The 18343-nt window shown below is 34.5% G+C and carries 17 protein-coding genes; 15 read left to right on the top strand and 2 right to left on the bottom strand.

Annotated features, from left to right (window positions below; all coding sequences use genetic code 11):
* Positions 1-71 precede the first annotated feature (71 nt).
* Entirely contained in the window at positions 72-2504 is a 2433-nt protein-coding gene (locus tag FMG_RS07115; RefSeq protein WP_012291014.1) for a cell wall-binding repeat-containing protein, read from the top strand.
* A 126-nt stretch (positions 2505-2630) separates the two neighbouring features.
* Here FMG_RS07115 and FMG_RS07110 read toward each other — a convergent pair whose 3' ends face one another.
* Complete coding sequence (locus FMG_RS07110) at positions 2631-3539, bottom strand: diacylglycerol/lipid kinase family protein (RefSeq protein WP_012291013.1); 909 nt, start codon at positions 3537-3539, stop codon at positions 2631-2633.
* Between the two features lie 70 nt (positions 3540-3609).
* Here FMG_RS07110 and FMG_RS07105 point away from each other — a divergent pair, with 70 nt between their 5' ends.
* The 6 genes from FMG_RS07105 to FMG_RS07080 all read left to right on the top strand — a co-directional run bounded on the left by FMG_RS07105 (position 3610) and on the right by FMG_RS07080 (position 6646).
* Complete coding sequence (locus tag FMG_RS07105) at positions 3610-3915, top strand: hypothetical protein (protein WP_012291012.1); 306 nt, start codon at positions 3610-3612, stop codon at positions 3913-3915.
* On the top strand, positions 3902-4579 hold the full coding sequence (locus tag FMG_RS07100; protein WP_012291011.1) for a DNA alkylation repair protein: 678 nt from the start codon (positions 3902-3904) through the stop codon (positions 4577-4579). The genes FMG_RS07105 and FMG_RS07100 overlap by 14 nt, the downstream gene beginning before the upstream one ends.
* A 2-nt stretch (positions 4580-4581) precedes the next feature.
* A complete protein-coding gene (locus FMG_RS07095) occupies positions 4582-5061 on the top strand; it encodes a pyridoxamine 5'-phosphate oxidase family protein (protein WP_012291010.1) in 480 nt (159 codons plus the stop codon).
* A gap of 201 nt (positions 5062-5262) precedes the next feature.
* Positions 5263-5463: a cold-shock protein gene (locus tag FMG_RS07090; protein WP_002836874.1), complete on the top strand. Its 201-nt coding sequence runs from the start codon at positions 5263-5265 to the stop codon at positions 5461-5463.
* Between the two features lie 122 nt (positions 5464-5585).
* Entirely contained in the window at positions 5586-6098 is a 513-nt protein-coding gene (locus tag FMG_RS07085; RefSeq protein WP_041250616.1) for a nitroreductase family protein, read from the top strand.
* A gap of 5 nt (positions 6099-6103) precedes the next feature.
* Positions 6104-6646, top strand: coding sequence for a GNAT family N-acetyltransferase (locus FMG_RS07080; protein ID WP_012291008.1), 543 nt, complete (start codon positions 6104-6106; stop codon positions 6644-6646).
* Positions 6647-6717: 71 nt separating this feature from the next.
* Here FMG_RS07080 and FMG_RS07075 read toward each other — a convergent pair whose 3' ends face one another.
* Positions 6718-7263: a TetR/AcrR family transcriptional regulator gene (locus FMG_RS07075; protein ID WP_012291007.1), complete on the bottom strand. Its 546-nt coding sequence runs from the start codon at positions 7261-7263 to the stop codon at positions 6718-6720.
* Between the two features lie 111 nt (positions 7264-7374).
* On the opposite strand from FMG_RS07075, the gene FMG_RS07070 reads away from it, so the two are divergent.
* From FMG_RS07070 to faf, 8 genes are all read left to right on the top strand, one after another.
* A complete protein-coding gene (locus FMG_RS07070) occupies positions 7375-8076 on the top strand; it encodes an ABC transporter ATP-binding protein (protein WP_012291006.1) in 702 nt (233 codons plus the stop codon).
* Position 8077: 1 nt separating this feature from the next.
* Positions 8078-11431 carry an ABC transporter permease gene (locus tag FMG_RS07065; protein WP_012291005.1) on the top strand — a complete coding sequence of 1118 codons (3354 nt, stop codon included), beginning with the start codon at positions 8078-8080 and terminating at the stop codon, positions 11429-11431.
* Between the two features lie 266 nt (positions 11432-11697).
* Complete coding sequence (locus FMG_RS07060; RefSeq protein ID WP_012291004.1) at positions 11698-12489, top strand: DnaJ domain-containing protein; 792 nt, start codon at positions 11698-11700, stop codon at positions 12487-12489.
* A gap of 1 nt (position 12490) precedes the next feature.
* Positions 12491-12889 (top strand): HIRAN domain-containing protein, encoded by a 399-nt coding sequence (locus FMG_RS07055; protein ID WP_012291003.1) that lies wholly within the window; start codon positions 12491-12493, stop codon positions 12887-12889.
* A 16-nt stretch (positions 12890-12905) separates the two neighbouring features.
* Positions 12906-13625 (top strand): Type 1 glutamine amidotransferase-like domain-containing protein, encoded by a 720-nt coding sequence (locus FMG_RS07050; protein ID WP_012291002.1) that lies wholly within the window; start codon positions 12906-12908, stop codon positions 13623-13625.
* The gene (locus FMG_RS07045; RefSeq protein WP_012291001.1) at positions 13625-14323 is read left to right on the top strand and encodes a YwaF family protein; all 699 of its coding nucleotides are present in this window, start codon (positions 13625-13627) and stop codon (positions 14321-14323) included. Before FMG_RS07050 ends, FMG_RS07045 begins: the two co-directional genes overlap by 1 nt.
* A 25-nt stretch (positions 14324-14348) precedes the next feature.
* The gene (locus FMG_RS07040) at positions 14349-14780 is read left to right on the top strand and encodes a GNAT family N-acetyltransferase (protein ID WP_012291000.1); all 432 of its coding nucleotides are present in this window, start codon (positions 14349-14351) and stop codon (positions 14778-14780) included.
* 766 nt (positions 14781-15546) lie between these two features.
* On the top strand, positions 15547-17412 hold the full coding sequence (gene faf / locus FMG_RS07035; protein WP_012290999.1) for an adhesion factor FAF: 1866 nt from the start codon (positions 15547-15549) through the stop codon (positions 17410-17412).
* Positions 17413-18343 lie beyond the last annotated feature (931 nt).

Genomic DNA, 18343 nt, shown 5'->3' with positions numbered 1-18343 from the left:
CGCGAAACAAACATTGGAAATTAAATATAAATGAGTTAAAATATAATTAAATATAAAAAACGGAGGAATATATGAAAAAAACAAGCAAGTTAATCAAAGTAATCCTTGTATTTGCATTGATTATAGGAGCGTTTTCATTTAATTCATCATTTGCTGCTGCGCAAGATGTTGAAATCAATGAAACAAATTTTCCTGATGCTAATTTCAGAAAAATGCTTAAAGCAAAAGAATATGATGCTGATGAAAATGGAAAATTGAGTGAATCAGAAATTAAAGCTATAAAAAATATTGATGTAGCGGGTAAATTGGTTGGTAACTTAAAGGGATTAGAGTATTTCACTGAACTTGAAGAATTGACATGTACTAATTCAAGCTTAACAAGCCTTGATATTACTAAAAATACAAAACTTAAAAAAGTTGAATGTGGGAAAAACCCAATTAAATCTATTGATTTAAGTAAAAACACGGAATTATTGGAATTTAGCTGCGGATTAGGTAGACTGGAAAATATTGATTTAAGTAATAATAAAAAAATACAAAAGATAGAAACATATAACTGTCCATTAAATAAAATAAATTTAAAAAATTGTACAAACCTTAAATATTTAGATTGCTCAGGCGGAGAAATAACAACATTAGACGTAAGTGATAATGTGAATTTAACTACACTAATATGTTCCTCAAATAAGTTTTTCACTCTTGATTTGAGTAAGAACACAAAACTTGTGGAGTTATATATTATAGACAACCCAATATCAGAAATAGATTTGAGCAACAAAAATAACTTAGAAACATTTGGCTGTTCCAATACTTTTATCAAAAAATTAGATGTAAGTAAAAATACAAAACTTAAAAACTTATACTGCTCAGAAGTTGGTTTAAGAAATTTAGATGTAAGCAAGAACACCGACTTAGTAAGGTTAGAATGTGATAAAAATCAACTTACAAGTCTTAATTTAACTAACAATTCAATGATACAAGAATTAGATTGCAAATATAACAGGATTTCTAACTTGGATTTAAGTAGACAAATATTCCTAAAAAATCTAGATTGTGGTAACAATATTCTTGAAAAATTAGACTTGTCTAAAAACACAGAAATTAAAAATGTTAAATGCAATGACAACCTTCTTAAAGAAATAAATCTAAAATCATGTAAAGATTTGGAAGAACTTGATTGCAGATACAATAAATTAGAAAATATAGATATAACTAATAACTCCAAAATGTTACAAATAAAATGTAACAATAATGAGTTAAAAAGTTTAAATCTTGAAAAAAGCAGTGGATTAAAATATATAGAATGCGGAAATAACAAATTAAGCAACTTAGACTTATCAACTACTAAAAATGCTAATTTGGATTTGAATAATCCAACAGTTCAAGAATTGGATGTTGAAATAAGCAAAAAAGATAATTCGCTTGATTTGACAAAACTTCCAGGTAAGTTTGATCCTAGTAAAGTAAAAAATTTAAAATCAGCTAAGTTTGATGGAAAGAAATTAATAGTAGATAAAGATGCAAAAACTGTTACTTACGATTACAATGCAGGTGGCAAAAATTATTTAAAAGTAACTATGAATGTGAAGTTCTCAGATAAAGAAGAAGATATTGAGAGACTTGCTGGATCTGACAGAATTGCCACAGCTATCGAAGTTTCCAAAAAAGAATATCCAAGCGCTAGTACAGTTATCATCGCAAGAAGTGACATCTACCCAGATTCACTTGCAGCAGCATCCATTTCTCACAAATTAAGAGCGCCAATTTTATTGACAGAAAGTAATAAACTTGATGACAGAGTAAAGACAGAAATCAAAAGATTAAAAGCTACTAACGTAATAATCGTTGGTGGGGAAAAATCTATCACAAAAGATGTTCACGATGCTTTACTAGAATACGACAAAGACAAAAATATCGAAAGAATCGCTGGTAACAACAGATACGAAACATCTGCAGCATTAGCGAAAAAACTCGTAGAAGATTTGAAAGAAGTGAAACACGCAGCAGTTATCGCAAGTGGAGAAAACTTCGCAGATGCATTAACAGCAGGAGCATATGCAGCTGGTGAATATTATCCAATCTTATTAGTACAAAAAGACGAAATTGATCCAAGCATAGCAAAAGTTATCAAATCATACGAAATTAACAAGACAATAATAGCTGGTGGAAAAATGTCGGTGTCTGAAAATGTTGAAAAAGACCTACCAAAAGATACGCAAAGAATTGCTGGAGCTGACAGATACGAAACTTCCGCAAAAATTGCTGATCAACTTTTCAAAACACAATTAACATACGTAGCAAGCGGCGAAGTATTCGCAGATGCATTGGTAACATCTCCAGTAGCTGCAAGCCACAAAACACCAATATTATTAGTTAGCAAAAACGGAGCTTCAAAAGAAGTAAAAGACTACGTTAAGAAAACAATCGACTACTTTATCATAGTTGGTGGGGAAAAATCTGTTCCAAACTCAGTAGTATTGGAATTGGAAAAAGCTAGCAAATAATATTATACAAATAATTGCACACAAAAATCAGAGCTGTATAAGGCTCTGATTTTTTGATTTCTTGTTTAAATTTCATATATTTCTTCAATTTGTCACGGATATTGTATCATATCCGTGACAAAAACTCTAAATCTTCCTATAATCGCAAACTTTAGCAAATCGAAATGCTTTTGGAACCACTTCAAAATCCAAGAAATCAGTCGTGAAGATTTCTCCGTCGACATTGACCATCAATTCTTTTTCGAATTTTATATATCCTTTCGTCAATTTTTGAAAATGAATAAGCGAATTGGACAAGTGAGCGCCTTTTTTGTATTTGAAAATCAACGGTATTAGCTTATACAATGGCATTGTTTCTGCCAAGCACAATTCCAATATGCCATCTTTTATATTCGCATAAGGTGAAGGGTTGAATCCTCCGCCGTAGAAGCCGCCGTTGCAGATTGCACCGAGAAGATAATATCCTTTCAAACTAACCTCTCCGTTTTCTCCGTTGCTTGTGCTGGATTCTAGCTTGTATTTTGGTATTTTAAATAAATTCTGCAACACTGCAACAGGATATGCATTTGCCTTTAGTTTTGGGTTTTTCTTTAATAATTTGTACACCGAGTTTAAAATCACCGTATCAAATCCGAAACTAAGCACATTCACGCAGTATCTGTCATTTACTCTTATCACATCAATATCGTCAATAATGGGTTTAATTGTGTCTTCGATTTTGAAGTTTGAATAATCGAAATTCTTGGAGAAATCATTCGCTGTTCCAGAAGGGATGAGTCCCACACTGAACTTCGCAGCGGTTTGTTTCATCGCATTTACAACTTCATTTAACGTTCCATCTCCCGAACACACATACAAGACGACGTCCGAACAATCGCTGTACTTACGAACTATTTCCGATGCGTGGTTTTTGTATTCAGTTTTTATTATTTTATATTTTAAATTATTGCTCTCGTAGCATTTGACAATAGAGTGTTCCAATTCTGAAAAAGAGCCTTCTCCAGCCTTGCTACTCAACAAAAATACGTATTTCATTTAATCACCATTCATATTATAATATAAACATAAATAGCTGTACACATAAATTTTTGCAAAGGATGATATTATGGATAAATTTTTTTACAACATAATTTACGTGCTGATAGCTTTGGCACTTCTAGCTTTATTCGAAAAAATTTTCAGAAATAGAAAAGACAATCCTACGCTCAACAAAATCTACAAAATAATCGTGGGAATTTTCTGGATAATCGCTGCAATCGTGACAGTTTTGTTGTATTGGGTAGGTTACGGATATTTTAAGCAAGGAAATTCATCTATCGCGATAAAACTTTTTGTGTTTGGAATATTGATGACATTAAGTGTTGGATACAAGATTTATACTACGTTTGGAAATAAAAATGAACGTAATTAATGAGCTTCAATCCTTGCAAGATTTGAAATACCGAGACTTTCAAGCGAAACTAATTCCGACAATCGACCGATCCACGATAATTGGAGTTAGGATGCCTGATTTGAGAAAATTAGCCAAGAAAATTGACGAAAAACAGGCACAAATTTTCATGCAAGATCTGCCACACACATACTACGAAGAAAATATGCTTCAATCTATTTTGATTTCCAATATGAAAAACTACGATGATTGCATCGATCATTTGGAGAGATTTCTTCCGTTTGTCGATAATTGGGCGGTGTGCGATTGCATTTCACCGAAAATTTTCACAAAAAACACCGACAAATTAATCGAGAAAATAAAATTGTGGGCAAAATCATCTCACGCATATACAGTGAGAGTGGCGATTTGTTTGTTGATGAAATATTTCCTCGATGAAAAGTTCAAGGTAGAGTATTTAAAAATAGCAACGCGAATCAGAAGCGAAGAATATTATGTGAATATGATTGTTGCGTGGTTTTTCGCGACGGCGCTTGCAAAACAATGGGACGATGTTATATTTGTGCTTGAAGATAATTTACTGGATGAGTGGACACACAACAAAACAATCCAAAAAGCGAGGGAAAGTTTCAGAATTACACCGGAACAAAAACAATATTTGAATTCGTTAAAGAAAAGGAGATAAAAATGCGAAGAAAAGATCGCGAGATTACAAGTTTTGAAGAACAGTTGAAGATAATTGATGCTTGTGATGTATGTAGGCTTGGGCTTGTGGATGATGAGGGTTATCCATACATTTTGCCGTTGAATTTCGGATATGAAGTGATTGAAAATGAATTGGTGCTGTATTTTCACGGAGCGTTGGAAGGATACAAATACGAACTCATCGACAAGAACAACAAAGCTTCTTTTGAGATGGATTGCAATCACGATTTGTATTCCAATAGAGAAATAGGATACTGCACGATGAATTATTCGAGCATAATGGGCAAGGGTATCGTGGAGTATGTGACAGATTCGCAAGAAAAGTTCAATGCACTAACTGTGATGACGGACAAATACCACATGGATCATTTCGAATTCAATCCGAAGGCAATCCCGAGAACTAGGGTTTTCAAATTAAAAGTAACATCTATGACTGCAAAACACAAAGAAATGAAAAAATAAACTTATAAAACAGAAAAATTATTATTCAAAAATACTTGACAGTATAACATTTGAGCTGTATACTGAAAAGGTAGTAAGTAATTAAGGGTAGTGAATCAAAGTTTTGTAAAATATTTTATTCTCTTAAATTAATTAGTTATCACAAAAAATAAAAAACAGTACAGTGGTACGGTTATTCTGCGGAATAACAAGGAGGATATTATGAGTAACGGAACAGTTAAATGGTTTAATTCTACTAAAGGATTCGGATTTATTACAGGAGAAGACAACAAGGACATTTTTGTTCACCAAAGCGCAATCCAAGAAGAAGGATTCAGAACATTGGAAGAAGGACAAAAAGTTTCTTACGATGTTGAAGCTTCTGATAAAGGCGACAGAGCAGTTAACGTAGTTAAATTATAATATATTAAATTCAGACCAGTATGCGTGAGAATGTATACTGGTTTTTTATTTGTCAAAATATTACAAATAAATACAAATGTGGTATATTATTATTAGATTCTAAAAAATTTGGGAGGAATAATATGGATTTTGAAGAAGTAATCAAAAATCGATATTCTTGCAAGAAATATAGCGACAAAAAGGTCGAAAAGGAGAAGCTGGATAAGATTTTGGAAGCTGGAAGATTAGCTCCAACAGCTAAAAATTTACAAGAATATCACATTTATGTAATACAATCAGAAAAAAACTTGAAAAAAGTCGACGAAGTGACACCTTGTAGATATGGAGCTAGCACCGTTTTGCTTGTAACTTATGACAAGACAAACGTGTTTACATATCCAGGAGGCAGCAGAGATTCTGGAATCGAAGATGCTACAATAGTCGCTACTCATATGATGCTTGCCGCTAAAAATCAAGGCGTAGAAAGTTGCTGGATCAATTTCTTGGATCCAGACATCACACACAAGAAGTTCCGCCTTCCTGCAAAAGAAGAAGTCCTTATGATGCTAGACCTTGGCTATCCTGCAGAAGATTGTGAAATCAATCCACTTCACGACAAGAGAAAAGATTTGTCAGAAACAGTAACATTTATTTAGGTTTAATGAATTTAAAATACAACGAAATATTAGTTAGAAACGCCTCTTTGCTAGATGTATCTAATTTATTAAAATGGTGGAATGATGGCAGGGTAATGGAACATGCAGGATTTCCCCTTGGATTAAACACTACCGATAACAGAGTTATACAAAATATTAAAGATCACGACATGATAAATAATGCTCTGTTGATAATTGAATATAATAAAATTCCAATTGGAGAAATGAATTACAAGAAACTTGATCATAAATCAGTGGAGATTGGAATTAAAATTTGTGAAGAAGAATATCAAAATAGAGGTCTAGGAAAAATTATTTTAAGTTTATTAATCAGTGAGCTGTTTTCAAAAGGATTTGAGAAAATAGTATTGTCAACAACTGCTGAGAATAAAAGGGCACATCATGTTTATGAAAAACTAGGCTTTGTCAATACCGAAATTAAAGAAAATTCGTGGACAGATCAATTGGGGAACATTCGCTCCTCTGTGATGTATGAGCTAATTGAAGAAAATTTTAATAACCAATTAACCAAACTAAAGGAAAACTAATGAACAAAAAGAAAAGATTTGTCAGAAACAGTAACATTTATTTAAATCGCAAAACGACTCAGTCACATTGGCTAAGTCGTTTTTAAATTGCTCACTTGATAGAAGAAATTTGCCAATTCTTCGGTGCTTTCCACGCCACCTTTTCTAATCCAATGCAAAATAATTCCCGAATTTAACGACAAAAATACCTCCGTAGAATAATCTTTTGGCAAGAATGGGTGATTGTCAATCGAATGCTTCAACTCCGGAAGCGTATCAATCAACGCCAACAAAAACTTCCTCAACATATCGTTGATGTAGTTGTAGCTGTTCATCGTCAACGCGTAAATAAAATCGAAATCATCCTTTACATAATCGATAACTTTTTTGATAATATCGTATGAATATTTGCTGCCGATTTTTTCCGACGTCAAAATCTCCTTTAATTCCTCGAAGATTTCCTCCACCAAATTATCCACCAAATCCATTTTATCATCGTAGTGCAAATAAAATGTTCCACGATTGATGTGAGCCTCTTTCGTCAATTCGCTCACAGAAATATCGTTCAAACTTTTTTCGTTCAACAAAATCGTCAACGCTTTTTTTAATTTGTCCCTGGTATCTGTTTCTCTAATCATAAAATCTCCTTAAATCAACAAACTGTTCAATTTTGTTTTGTTACAATTCTACTTTTAATATAAAATAATTTATAAGATAAATCAACACATTGTTTATTTAAGAGGTGACACATGGCATACATTGAAATGAAAAACAGCTACAAACGCTACAAATCAGGACAATCTGAAATAATTGCAAACAACGACATATCGTTTGAAATAGAAAAAGGAGAATTGGCGATCATTCTCGGCTCATCAGGAGCGGGCAAATCAACTGTCCTAAATATTCTCGGGGGAATGGATACTAATGATGAAGGAAATGTGTTAATAGATGGCAAAGACATCAGCACATTCAACGAAAGAGAACTCACGAATTACAGAAGAAATGACGTGGGATTTGTGTTTCAATTCTATAATCTTGTTCCCAACCTAACTGCCAAAGAAAACGTGGAGCTAGCATCAGAAATCGTGAAAGATGCGCTCGATGCAACAGAAGTTTTAAAATCTGTTGGCCTTGGAGAAAGAATCGACAATTTCCCAGCACAATTATCAGGTGGAGAACAACAACGTGTAGCAATCGCACGTGCAGTTGCGAAAAATCCGAAGCTATTATTGTGCGACGAACCAACAGGGGCTCTCGATTATCACACAGGAAAACAAGTTTTGAAAATCTTGCAAGATATGGTTAGAAAAGAAGGAGCAACTGTTGTTATCGTTACGCACAACCAAGCGTTGGCGCCGATTGCGGACAGAGTTATTCACATGCATGATGCGAAAATTCGCGATATCGAGTTGAATTCAAACCCACAAAACATAGAAACATTGGAATACTAAAATGAAGAAGAAAACATTAAACAAGACGATTTTCAAATCGTTTATAGAATCTAAGGGACGATTTTTGTCGATAATGTTGTTGATGATGCTAGGATCCATGACACTTGTCGCACTCAAAGTCACAGGTCCGGACATCGACAAGACGGCAAACAAATACTACGAAGATTATAATTTGTCCGATATCAACGTCATCAGCGATTACGGAATAACGAAAAATGATGCGAAGGAAATCGACCAAATCAAAAACATAGCAGATGTTGAGTACGGATATTTCTCGGATGCGACGATAGGTAACACGCCAACATCATTCAGAATATTTTCCAATACGAAAAACTTATCGAAGTTTGAGCTTGTGAGTGGAAATTTCCCACAAAAAATCGGAGATATAGCACTCACTGATCAATACCAATCCAAATACAAAATCGGAGATAAAATAAAATTCAAAGAAAAAGACGAAGACAGTAAGATTTTGAAACAAGAAGACTTCACTGTAACTGGATTTGTGAACTCTACAGAAATTATCTCCAAGACAGCTCTTGGAAATTCTTCTGCGGGATCTGGAAACTTGGAAGGATACGCAGTAGTAACAGAAGAAAACTTCGACACAGACCTCTACACAATTGCACGTGCGCGTTACAAAGATGTGCGCGGAATCAACTTCACGGATTCTGAATACACCAGAAAAGTCGACAAACATCAGAAACAACTCGATGAAATTTTGAAAGACAACGGCAAACAACGACTCGAAGAAATAAAATCAAAGGCGAATGACAAAATCGCAAAATCAAAGAAGAAAATCGAAGATGCCAAGAAAGAAATATCAGATGCAGAGAAGAAATTAGCAGACGGACAAAAGAAAATCAACGATGAAAAAGCAAAACTAGTATCAGCGAAAAAACAAATAGCTAACAAGGAATCTGAAATCAAGAATTCGAGATACCAACTCGAATCAGCAGAGGAAAGACTACAAGCAACGAAAAAACAATTGGACGATGCGAAAGTTCAGCTAGACGACGGACAAAAAAAGTTGAACACCAAAAAAGGTGAGGTCGAAGCGAATAGAAAGAAGTTATCACAAGCAAAATCAACACTTGATGCTACGAAAAAGAAGCTCGACTCATCAAAAGCACAAATCCAACAAGGAAAAGCAAAGCTTCAACAAGCAAAACAAAGCCTCGAACAAAAAAAGTCTGAACTCAAAAAACAGGGAATAAACCCAGACAATGTTCCAGAAATCCAACAAGCTGAAAGTTCAATCGCAGAGCAAACCCAAGTGATACAACAATCTGAAGCTCAGTACAACCAAGGATTGGCGAAGTACAATCAGGGATTTGAACAATACAAATCTGGAATGAAAAAAATTGATGAATTTGACACAGCACAAACTAAACTATCCGAAAAGAAAAAGCTCTATCAAAATTCCGTTGCGAAATACAACGCTGGAAGAAACGAGCTTAACGCATCCAAGACAAAATACAAGAATGGAATCGTACAACTTAACTCATCAAAAAGACAAATTCAAGAAGGATTGATTAAAATTTCCTCGTCACAAAAAGAACTAGACAACAAGAAAAAAGAATTTGAAACCGAAAAGAAAAAAGCCGACGACAAAATCCAAGACGCAGAATCCAAAATTCACGACGCACAAATAGAAATCGACGGATTATCGTTGCCGAAATATTCGACATACACGAGAAGGACAATGCCAGGTGGAGATGGAATCAAAATGGTCGAAACGACGTCATCGGGAATTACTAAAGTAAGCAACTTGTTCCCAGTAGTCTTGTATCTTGTCGCAGCGCTTGTAACAGTCACGACGATGACGAGATTTGTCCAAGAAGAACGAAACAACGCAGGAATACTGAAGGCATTGGGCTACAATGATACTGATGTCATCAAGAAATTTGTGTTGTACGGGCTAATCTCCGGGGGATTGGGTACGATTTTGGGAACGCTACTTGGAACGTACGCACTTCCGCACATCTTATGCACGTCGCTCTTGGCAAACATGACACTACCATCAGTCAAGTATTATTTTTCATTCAAAATACTCGGACTATCGGTGCTATTTTCGATAATTTGCAGCGTACTGCCAGCGGTTTACATCTCAATAAAAGAACTACGAGAAACTGCGGCACAGCTTTTGTTACCGAAACCACCGACAAAAGGCTCCAAGATTTTCATGGAACGAATTACACCATTGTGGAGTAGAATGACCTTCACGCAAAAAGTCACAGCACGTAATATCTTCAGATACAAACAAAGAATGTTCATGACGATATTCGGCGTTGCAGGATCCGTTGCGCTATTATTCGCAGGGCTTGGAATCTCATCGTCAATTAACGGCATCCAAACGAAACAATACGGACAAATCATCCAATACGATGCAGTAGTAGCGAAGAAAGATTTCGTCACAGAAAAAGAACAAGCAAAAATCGACCGACTATTAAAATCTGACGACATTCAAGGCTACATTCCAATCCACTTTGAAAATATAACCAAAAACATCAAAGGAATTGACGACGAACAAACAATTACGATGCTTGTCACACACACGGACACATTTTCTCCATATATCAATTTGGAACACAAAAACACCGAAGATGCTCTCAAAATCACAAATAATGGCATAGTCATATCACAGAAACTCGCCGATTTGATGAGAGTGAATACAGGCGACACGATAACGCTAAAAATCGCAAACAAAGACAGAAAATTCAAAATCGCACAAATCACCAAAATGTACGCCGGACATTTTATCTTCATGAGTGATGACTACTACGAAACGATAGTTGGAGAAAAAGTAGACGACAACAGCTACTTCATCGCACTCAAAGATAAATCCAAGACAAACGTCGAGAAGGTCACAGCGAAATTCATGGCGTCAAACGGAATCAAAGCAGTATCGCAAAACACCAACGTCATCATACAAGTTGAATCGATGACCAACTCCCTCACGAAAGTAATGACAGTGCTAACGATAATGTCGCTATTACTTGCGATTGTAATTCTCTACAACCTAACCAACATCAACGTAGCAGAAAGAATTAGAGAACTATCCACGATAAAAGTATTGGGATTTTTCAACAAAGAAGTAACCATGTACATCTATCGTGAAACAATCTGCTTGTCGATTATTGGAATAATCGCAGGAATATTTGGCGGAAAAATTCTCCACAAAATAATCCTCGACAAAGTTGCACCAGCGGAAATATTCTTCAACCCGAACATCGAAGTGTGGGTATATATCCTACCGATACTTTTGGTAATAGGAATACTTTACGCATTGGGAGTAATAGTCAACCACAAATTGAAAAAAGTAGATATGCTTGAAGCATTAAAATCAGTAGATTAGGGTAGAAGTAGATTACCGTGTTTACACGGTTTTCTACTTTTTTCAATAACTACAAAACAAAAAAAGTCGTGGCACATTCGTCTGGCTTACACTTCTCCAGATGACTCATTTAGCTACGATCTTTTTTATTTGTTTCATTGCTAACTTCCAAACAAACTCACCATATCTACTTCCCATCTCAAACACCCCACAACTTTTTCACTCAATACCCCAAATCCCCGATATTGTGGTAAAATAAACTAAAGAAATTATCGAGGGATAGGTCTATGATTAAAAAAATTATTAAGGTGGATCACAATGGCAAATACGATGACGAGATTGACAAGCTTAGGGTGTCTGTGTCGATGCTTTTACTTGAACGCGATAATTTATTGTTACATGAATGCAAGAACATCGAGGATCAGTACATTCTGAAATTTGGAAAGCTGGAGTACAAGGTTTACGAAGCGGAGTGTGATTATCGAAGGCTGAAACGAAAGCTTGAGCTTATCATAATCTGTCGCAATCACAACAAGCCTATTGATTTGAAAAAAATCGATGAACAATTAGAAAAAGAACTAGCTGAATTTTACAAGAAACTTAACGCTAGGTTGGATGAAATCGAAGAAGCGAATCGACGCGCAAGTTTACCGAAACTATCCAAGGAAGATGCTGCAGAACTAAAATCTATTTATAGAAAGCTAATCAAAAAACTTCACCCAGACATGAATCCCAATGTGACGGAATACGAAAAGGAACTTTTCAACAAAGTTGTGGAATGTTACGAAAATGGGGATTTGATGGGGCTTCAAATAATAGCGATAACTCTTGGCGAAGACACACCAATCACACCTGAGAACACATTTGAAGAAAAACAAAGGCTGACATTATTAGTCGACAAGCTCAACTCAGAAATTCATGAAATCAAAACGACATATCCATACATTTTGCTAGAAACATTAGCCGATAAACAAAAAACTGCCGAACGATACAAGCAACTCCACGAAATGTACGACAGATATTTATATCAAATAAAAATATACACCGACGAAATTGAACGATATCTAAACGAGGAATAAAATGAGTGACATCGTAAAAAAGAACAATGATTATTTGAAAATAAAATACTCCACCAAACATGGATTAACAGAATACAAGCCATTCCAACACGACATATTACTCTTTGAAACGCATGTTGCAGGAACAACGCACATCGAAGGAATGGACGAGTTAGAAAAGCACATCCACATAGGAGACAGGCTCGAATTTTACCGTCAACAAAACAATCCCTACGATGCTAACGCCATCGAAATCAGAAACGATACGAACGTAAAGCTTGGATACGTACCAAAAGCTGACAACATCGTATTTTCACGATTAATGGATGCCGGCAAACTACTCTACGGCAAAGTAATATCCAAGGAAATATTGGATAATTGGGTCAAAATACGAATCGAAATATATTTGCACGAAATATAAAAACATAGGAGAAACAATGAACGTCATATTGACAAGTGACATAATGTCCCCTGACAAAAGACAACTGAACAGCTTAAATGGATTTGTCGACAAGATCCATGAATATGTAGACGACATCAATTGCCTCTACATTCCATCAGACCCACACACACCATTTCTAACACACACAATAAGCTCGCACCACAAAAGAGCTTTCAAGAAAAGTGGATTCACAGTCAAACGTTGGGAAGTATTGTATCCTTTTAAAAAAAGAAAACTACAACAACTCATATCACACGCAAACCTCATCATACTTGCAGGAGGACACGTGCCAACGCAAAACAAATACTTCCATGACATTCATCTCAAACAATACATAAAAGACTACCAAGGACTCGTCATCGCAATTAGCGCAGGAAGCATGAACTCAGCCCGTGAAGTCTACGCACAGCCCGAATATTTTGGCGAAGTCAAATCCCCGCACTACCACAGATTTCTCGAAGGACTGGGAATCGTAGACATATCCGTACTACCACATTACACAGACATCAAACACGAACGCATCGACAACCAACGCATCATGGAAGATGTCACGCTACCCGACAGCCACGGAAGAAAATTCTACGCCATAGAAGATGGAGCATTCATCATACAAACAGAAAACAAAATCTACGGAAATTGCTACGTAATAAAAGACGGAAAAATAAAAAAAGTCTGCACCACTGGCTACACCGTAAATCTACGAGGAGTAAATTAATGACAGAATTTTTCAGATACACAGAAGACGCCTACACTAACATCAACATAACACTACTTAGACTATCATTAGTCGCAGTAATATTCTTGGCATACAAATCCAAAAATAAAACCAAACTACTCAAACCAGCATTAATATTAGGATTATGCGGACAAATACTGCTATTCTCATGGTATGTAGGAAATAATACACTTTTCATCAAAGAAGGATTGCCGCTATTTCATTGCAGAATATCCGCCATCATGATGCTGGTGGCATACATATTGCACAACGACAAACTCATGCGCTACTTCGCATGGATGGGACTCATCGGAGCCATCATCGCATTTTCATTCCCGGACCCATCCAAATACTTGTGGCCACACGTAACCAACCTCACATACATCATCAATCACCTACTACTAGGATATTGTGGCGTGACAATATTATCCACAAGAAAAAGCGAGCTCAAACTAAAAGATTCACTCATGATTACAAGCGTAATGAACGCAGGAATAATGACAGTCAACCTAATCATGCACACCAACTACGGCTACCTCGTACATTTTCCACCAACAGTACCCGTACGATTCACACCAGCCGTAACATTCTTGATAATGTCACTAATCATCACATTCACAATCACACTCACAGATCATACACACAACAAAATCATCAACAAAAAACAAACACAACCACAACTAACTATGCAACAATAATTGCATAGTTTTTTTAGGAGAAACAATGCAAACACACATCAAAACATTCGAACAACTCACAACAAAAGAACTTTTTCACATCTACAGACTAAGAGTCGACACATTCGTAGTAGAACAACAATGCCCCTATCATGAAATAGACGACATCGACTTGATCGCAGACCACATCTACCTGCAACAAGGAAAAGATATCCTAGCCTATTGCAGACTATACAAACAAAATGATGCATACCACATCGGACGAGTAATCGCGGCCACCAAACGCAAAGGATATGGAACACAAATAATGAAAACAGCAATAAAATTTGCGAGCAATATTCTTCACGCACAATCAATAAACATCGAAGCACAAACCTACGCCAAGAAATTTTATGAAAAATTGGGATTCGTAACAACTTCCGAACCCTTCGACGAAGATGGAATACAACACATCAAAATGAAATACGCCGTAAAATAAATTTACACCAAAAAAATTTGGTGTTTTTTTATTATAAAAACCAAAAAAATTGTAAAAAATATCGTAAAAATTACAAAAAAGTTACAAAAATAAAAATCTTTTATACTAACAGTACCGATTGCCAACAAAAAAATCAAACACTTTATCACACCACCATAAAATACGAACATTACAACAAAACAAAACACCACAATAAATCACACCACTTGTGCTAACAGTACCAACCACAAACAAAAACAAGACAAACATCAGAAAAATACGAAAATAATACAAATATTAATAAAAAAATCAACAAGAACACTAACACCAATAATACACATTAATATAAGGAAGAAAATAAACTACCAAAACCAACCACAACCACATCAAATCGCAAAAACTAACAAAACCCCTGATAAAATAGCGCAATTCCATAAAAAACACCCCTAGCAAAACATATCAACTACCATAAAAAATGAACAATGAATCATAAAATTCACCAAATTTAAAAAAATCCTCAAAAATTCATTAAAATCATGTAAAATAACAAAAAAATCCTCAAAAAAGGTTGAAATAAAAATTCATTATTGTATAATATAAGTTACATAGACATACGTTATCATTTATTCACGGTTTTCGTAATTATATTAGGTTTTTTTCAAGTTAAACTTTGTTCAAAAGCTTGATTTATTAAATTATTTGATTTAAAATATAATTACAGATAAACTATCATAAATGATATCAATTTAAGTTTATGAAGGTTAAAAATTTTAGGAGGAATAAACCAATGAAATTAAACAAAAAATTATTGACAGCAGCATTAGCTGGTGCATTAATCGTAACTGCAGTTCCAGCTGGAACATTCGCAAAAGAAGCTGAAGTTAATACTAATACAAACAAGTATTTAACAGCAGAACAAGCAGCTGCAAAAGTAAAAAAATTATCAGAAGAAATCAATGATTTATCAGCTAGAAGAAAATCAATAGTAGCACAAGCTTACAAGATTGGCGAAACAGCTGAAGGTACTATCGAAGTATTACAAAGAAAAGAAATGGCAGCAAAAGCTGAATATGAATCAGCAAAAGCAGCATTCGAAGGAGCTAAAAAAGCTTGGGAAGCAGCAAAAGATAACGAAGAAAAAGCTAGATTAGCTGAAATTGCAGCAAAAGATGCATTAGCAGCAAAAAAAGGCGACTATGGTAAATTATTACAAGCAGCTAAAGATGCTAGAAAAGCAGCAGAAGAAGCAGCTGATAGACAATACGATACAACTATTGCTGGATTACAAAGAAAATTTGAAACTGCTCAAACAGTAGCTGATGAAGCTAAGATTGAATATAATAAAGCAGTAAAAGCTTATGATACAGCTGTTGCTGAAAAACAAAACGAAGAACAATTAACTCGTTTGAGAAAAGAAAAAGAAAACAAAAAAGCTGCATTAGATAAAGCAAACAATGCATTAGAAGCAGCATCAAATGAAAGAGCAGATGTTTCAAAATCAGCTAAAGAAACAAGAGACAAAGCATACGAAGTAGCAGCAAACAACTACACTGCTGAAAAACAAAGATTAGATTACATCTACAAATTAAATGGTAACTATGGTGACAAAGTAGCAGAATTAACTAAACTTGAAAGAGCAAGAATCAACGCTACAAATGCATATGAAGATGCAAAAGCAGCTACAAAAGCAGCTCATGAAGCATATATCTCTGCAAGAGATAACTATGATGCAAAATCAAAAGCATATGCTGAAGCTAACCAAAAAACTTACAAAGTTACTGAAGAATTAAAATCTATCGAAAAACAATTAAAAGAAAAATTCGTTGCAATTAAAGAAATCTTAAATGATCAAAACAAAAACATCAACGATTTAGCTGACAAGTTAAACGCTGACATGATTAAAGAATTAGAAGATTTCTCTAAATTATCTTCAAGTGAACAATACGCAAAAATCGCTGAATTACAAAAAGAATTAGCTAAATTAAAGAAAGAATACGCTAAAACTAGCGAAGGAATCCAACAAGTTAAGAAATTAGTAACTTACCAATTCCACGTAAAAGATACTGAAGGTAAGGGAGTTCAAGGCTTAACATTAAGATTAGCTAACGTTGATGATACTTCAAAAGTATACACTGCAACTTCTGATGCAAACGGATTAATCCAATTCAAGAGCATGGTAGAAGGAAAATACACTGTAACAGTTACTAAAGTTCCTACAGGATACGATGTATACCAAGATGGTAAGAAAATCGACTCTGTAAAAGCTTTATTCAGAGCTGAATCAGAAGTAAAAGCTGAAAACAATGCTGAAGAAGCTAAAAAAGACGCTAAAAAAGAAGAAAAAGGCAACAAGAGAGTTGACATTCCTTCAGTTATAGACACAACTACTGAAAATAAAGAAGAATCTTCTGACAAAAAAGAAGACGAAAAAGTTATCGATGCTGGAACTATCGTAGTTAAAGAAAAAGACAAAAAAGACAACAAAGATAACAAAAAACCAGAAAAGAAAGAAACTAAGAAACCAGCTACACCAGCTAAACCTAACAAGAAAAAATTACCAAAAGCAGGTGCAGCAGCTGAAGCAGCTACAATAGCAGCAGCAGCTATGGCTACAATGGGTGGAGCTTATCTTTCACTTAAAAAACGTAAATAATTTACGCAAGTAGGTATACTAAAAACACAGAGAGGACATCAGTCCTCTCTTTTTTTGCGTCCATTTCTGCATAGCCAACCAAAATCCTTCATGAAAACCACGAAATAATAAGCTATAAATCCGTGACAATGAAAAACATCTATTCATAAAATAACCTATAGATTAATGACGATGAAAAACATTAATACTAAGTTGAGCAAAATCTTTTGCAAATCATTCAACAACGAAGTTCAAATACTCGATAAGCAAGACTAATGCAAATAATGCAAAATAAACCTAATCGCACACCCACTGTAATTCATGACCCGAGTGTCATCTTGTAAAAGTCTAGCTAATACAAGATTATTTGTTTCATAGACAAGGCATATCCCCAAAGCCAATAAACAGAACAACACTATATGAGAAATAACTAGAATAATCAAAAATCACAGACTAATAACATGAAGAACAATTCACGCTAAACGTAATGATGTGATACATGATCATACGGCTAGTTCATTATTGTTTATTCTGGTTAGTAAGATATTAAATGACAATCTAATACCTAACAATATAAAACCCTATCAACCCAAAACTCTCTATGAATCACAGCAACAAAATTATAATCCAAGAAATTTTTTAAATCTAATTCACGACTCTAATATGTTCAATTCATTCATTTACTTCATTAAACATTAACATAATCAATAAAACTTTCTAAGTCAACAATATATTTCTACAAATTAAAAATCTCCACCATCAAAATATTGCCAATTAAATTTCCCGATAAATTTCCGTGTAAATAAAATTTAACAAAAAAATAATAAATTAAATTTTAACGAACTTACAAAAATTTTGAATAAAACTTACTGGTGAAAAAATTCTATTTGATAAAATATACAAAATGTTCAAAAAGATTTATACAAATAATAAAATACAACGTTATTTTTGT

The sequence above is a fragment of the Finegoldia magna ATCC 29328 genome (assembly GCF_000010185.1).
In the GTDB taxonomy this organism is placed as follows: domain Bacteria; phylum Bacillota; class Clostridia; order Tissierellales; family Peptoniphilaceae; genus Finegoldia; species Finegoldia magna_H.
The sequence above is the reverse complement of the archived record's forward strand: the minus strand, read 5'-3'. Positions and strand labels throughout refer to the sequence as shown.

What these genes read in the sequence shown, in the direction of transcription:
- FMG_RS07115 (WP_012291014.1), top strand. Translation starts at nt 72, where the DNA reads ATGAAAAAAACAAGCAAGTTAATCAAAGTAATCCTTGTATTTGCATTG.
- FMG_RS07110 (WP_012291013.1), bottom strand. Translation starts at nt 3,539, where the DNA reads ATGAAATACGTATTTTTGTTGAGTAGCAAGGCTGGAGAAGGCTCTTTT.
- FMG_RS07105 (WP_012291012.1), top strand. Translation starts at nt 3,610, where the DNA reads ATGGATAAATTTTTTTACAACATAATTTACGTGCTGATAGCTTTGGCA.
- FMG_RS07100 (WP_012291011.1), top strand. Translation starts at nt 3,902, where the DNA reads ATGAACGTAATTAATGAGCTTCAATCCTTGCAAGATTTGAAATACCGA.
- FMG_RS07095 (WP_012291010.1), top strand. Translation starts at nt 4,582, where the DNA reads ATGCGAAGAAAAGATCGCGAGATTACAAGTTTTGAAGAACAGTTGAAG.
- FMG_RS07090 (WP_002836874.1), top strand. Translation starts at nt 5,263, where the DNA reads ATGAGTAACGGAACAGTTAAATGGTTTAATTCTACTAAAGGATTCGGA.
- FMG_RS07085 (WP_041250616.1), top strand. Translation starts at nt 5,586, where the DNA reads ATGGATTTTGAAGAAGTAATCAAAAATCGATATTCTTGCAAGAAATAT.
- FMG_RS07080 (WP_012291008.1), top strand. Translation starts at nt 6,104, where the DNA reads ATGAATTTAAAATACAACGAAATATTAGTTAGAAACGCCTCTTTGCTA.
- FMG_RS07075 (WP_012291007.1), bottom strand. Translation starts at nt 7,263, where the DNA reads ATGATTAGAGAAACAGATACCAGGGACAAATTAAAAAAAGCGTTGACG.
- FMG_RS07070 (WP_012291006.1), top strand. Translation starts at nt 7,375, where the DNA reads ATGGCATACATTGAAATGAAAAACAGCTACAAACGCTACAAATCAGGA.
- FMG_RS07065 (WP_012291005.1), top strand. Translation starts at nt 8,078, where the DNA reads ATGAAGAAGAAAACATTAAACAAGACGATTTTCAAATCGTTTATAGAA.
- FMG_RS07060 (WP_012291004.1), top strand. Translation starts at nt 11,698, where the DNA reads ATGATTAAAAAAATTATTAAGGTGGATCACAATGGCAAATACGATGAC.
- FMG_RS07055 (WP_012291003.1), top strand. Translation starts at nt 12,491, where the DNA reads ATGAGTGACATCGTAAAAAAGAACAATGATTATTTGAAAATAAAATAC.
- FMG_RS07050 (WP_012291002.1), top strand. Translation starts at nt 12,906, where the DNA reads ATGAACGTCATATTGACAAGTGACATAATGTCCCCTGACAAAAGACAA.
- FMG_RS07045 (WP_012291001.1), top strand. Translation starts at nt 13,625, where the DNA reads ATGACAGAATTTTTCAGATACACAGAAGACGCCTACACTAACATCAAC.
- FMG_RS07040 (WP_012291000.1), top strand. Translation starts at nt 14,349, where the DNA reads ATGCAAACACACATCAAAACATTCGAACAACTCACAACAAAAGAACTT.
- faf (WP_012290999.1), top strand. Translation starts at nt 15,547, where the DNA reads ATGAAATTAAACAAAAAATTATTGACAGCAGCATTAGCTGGTGCATTA.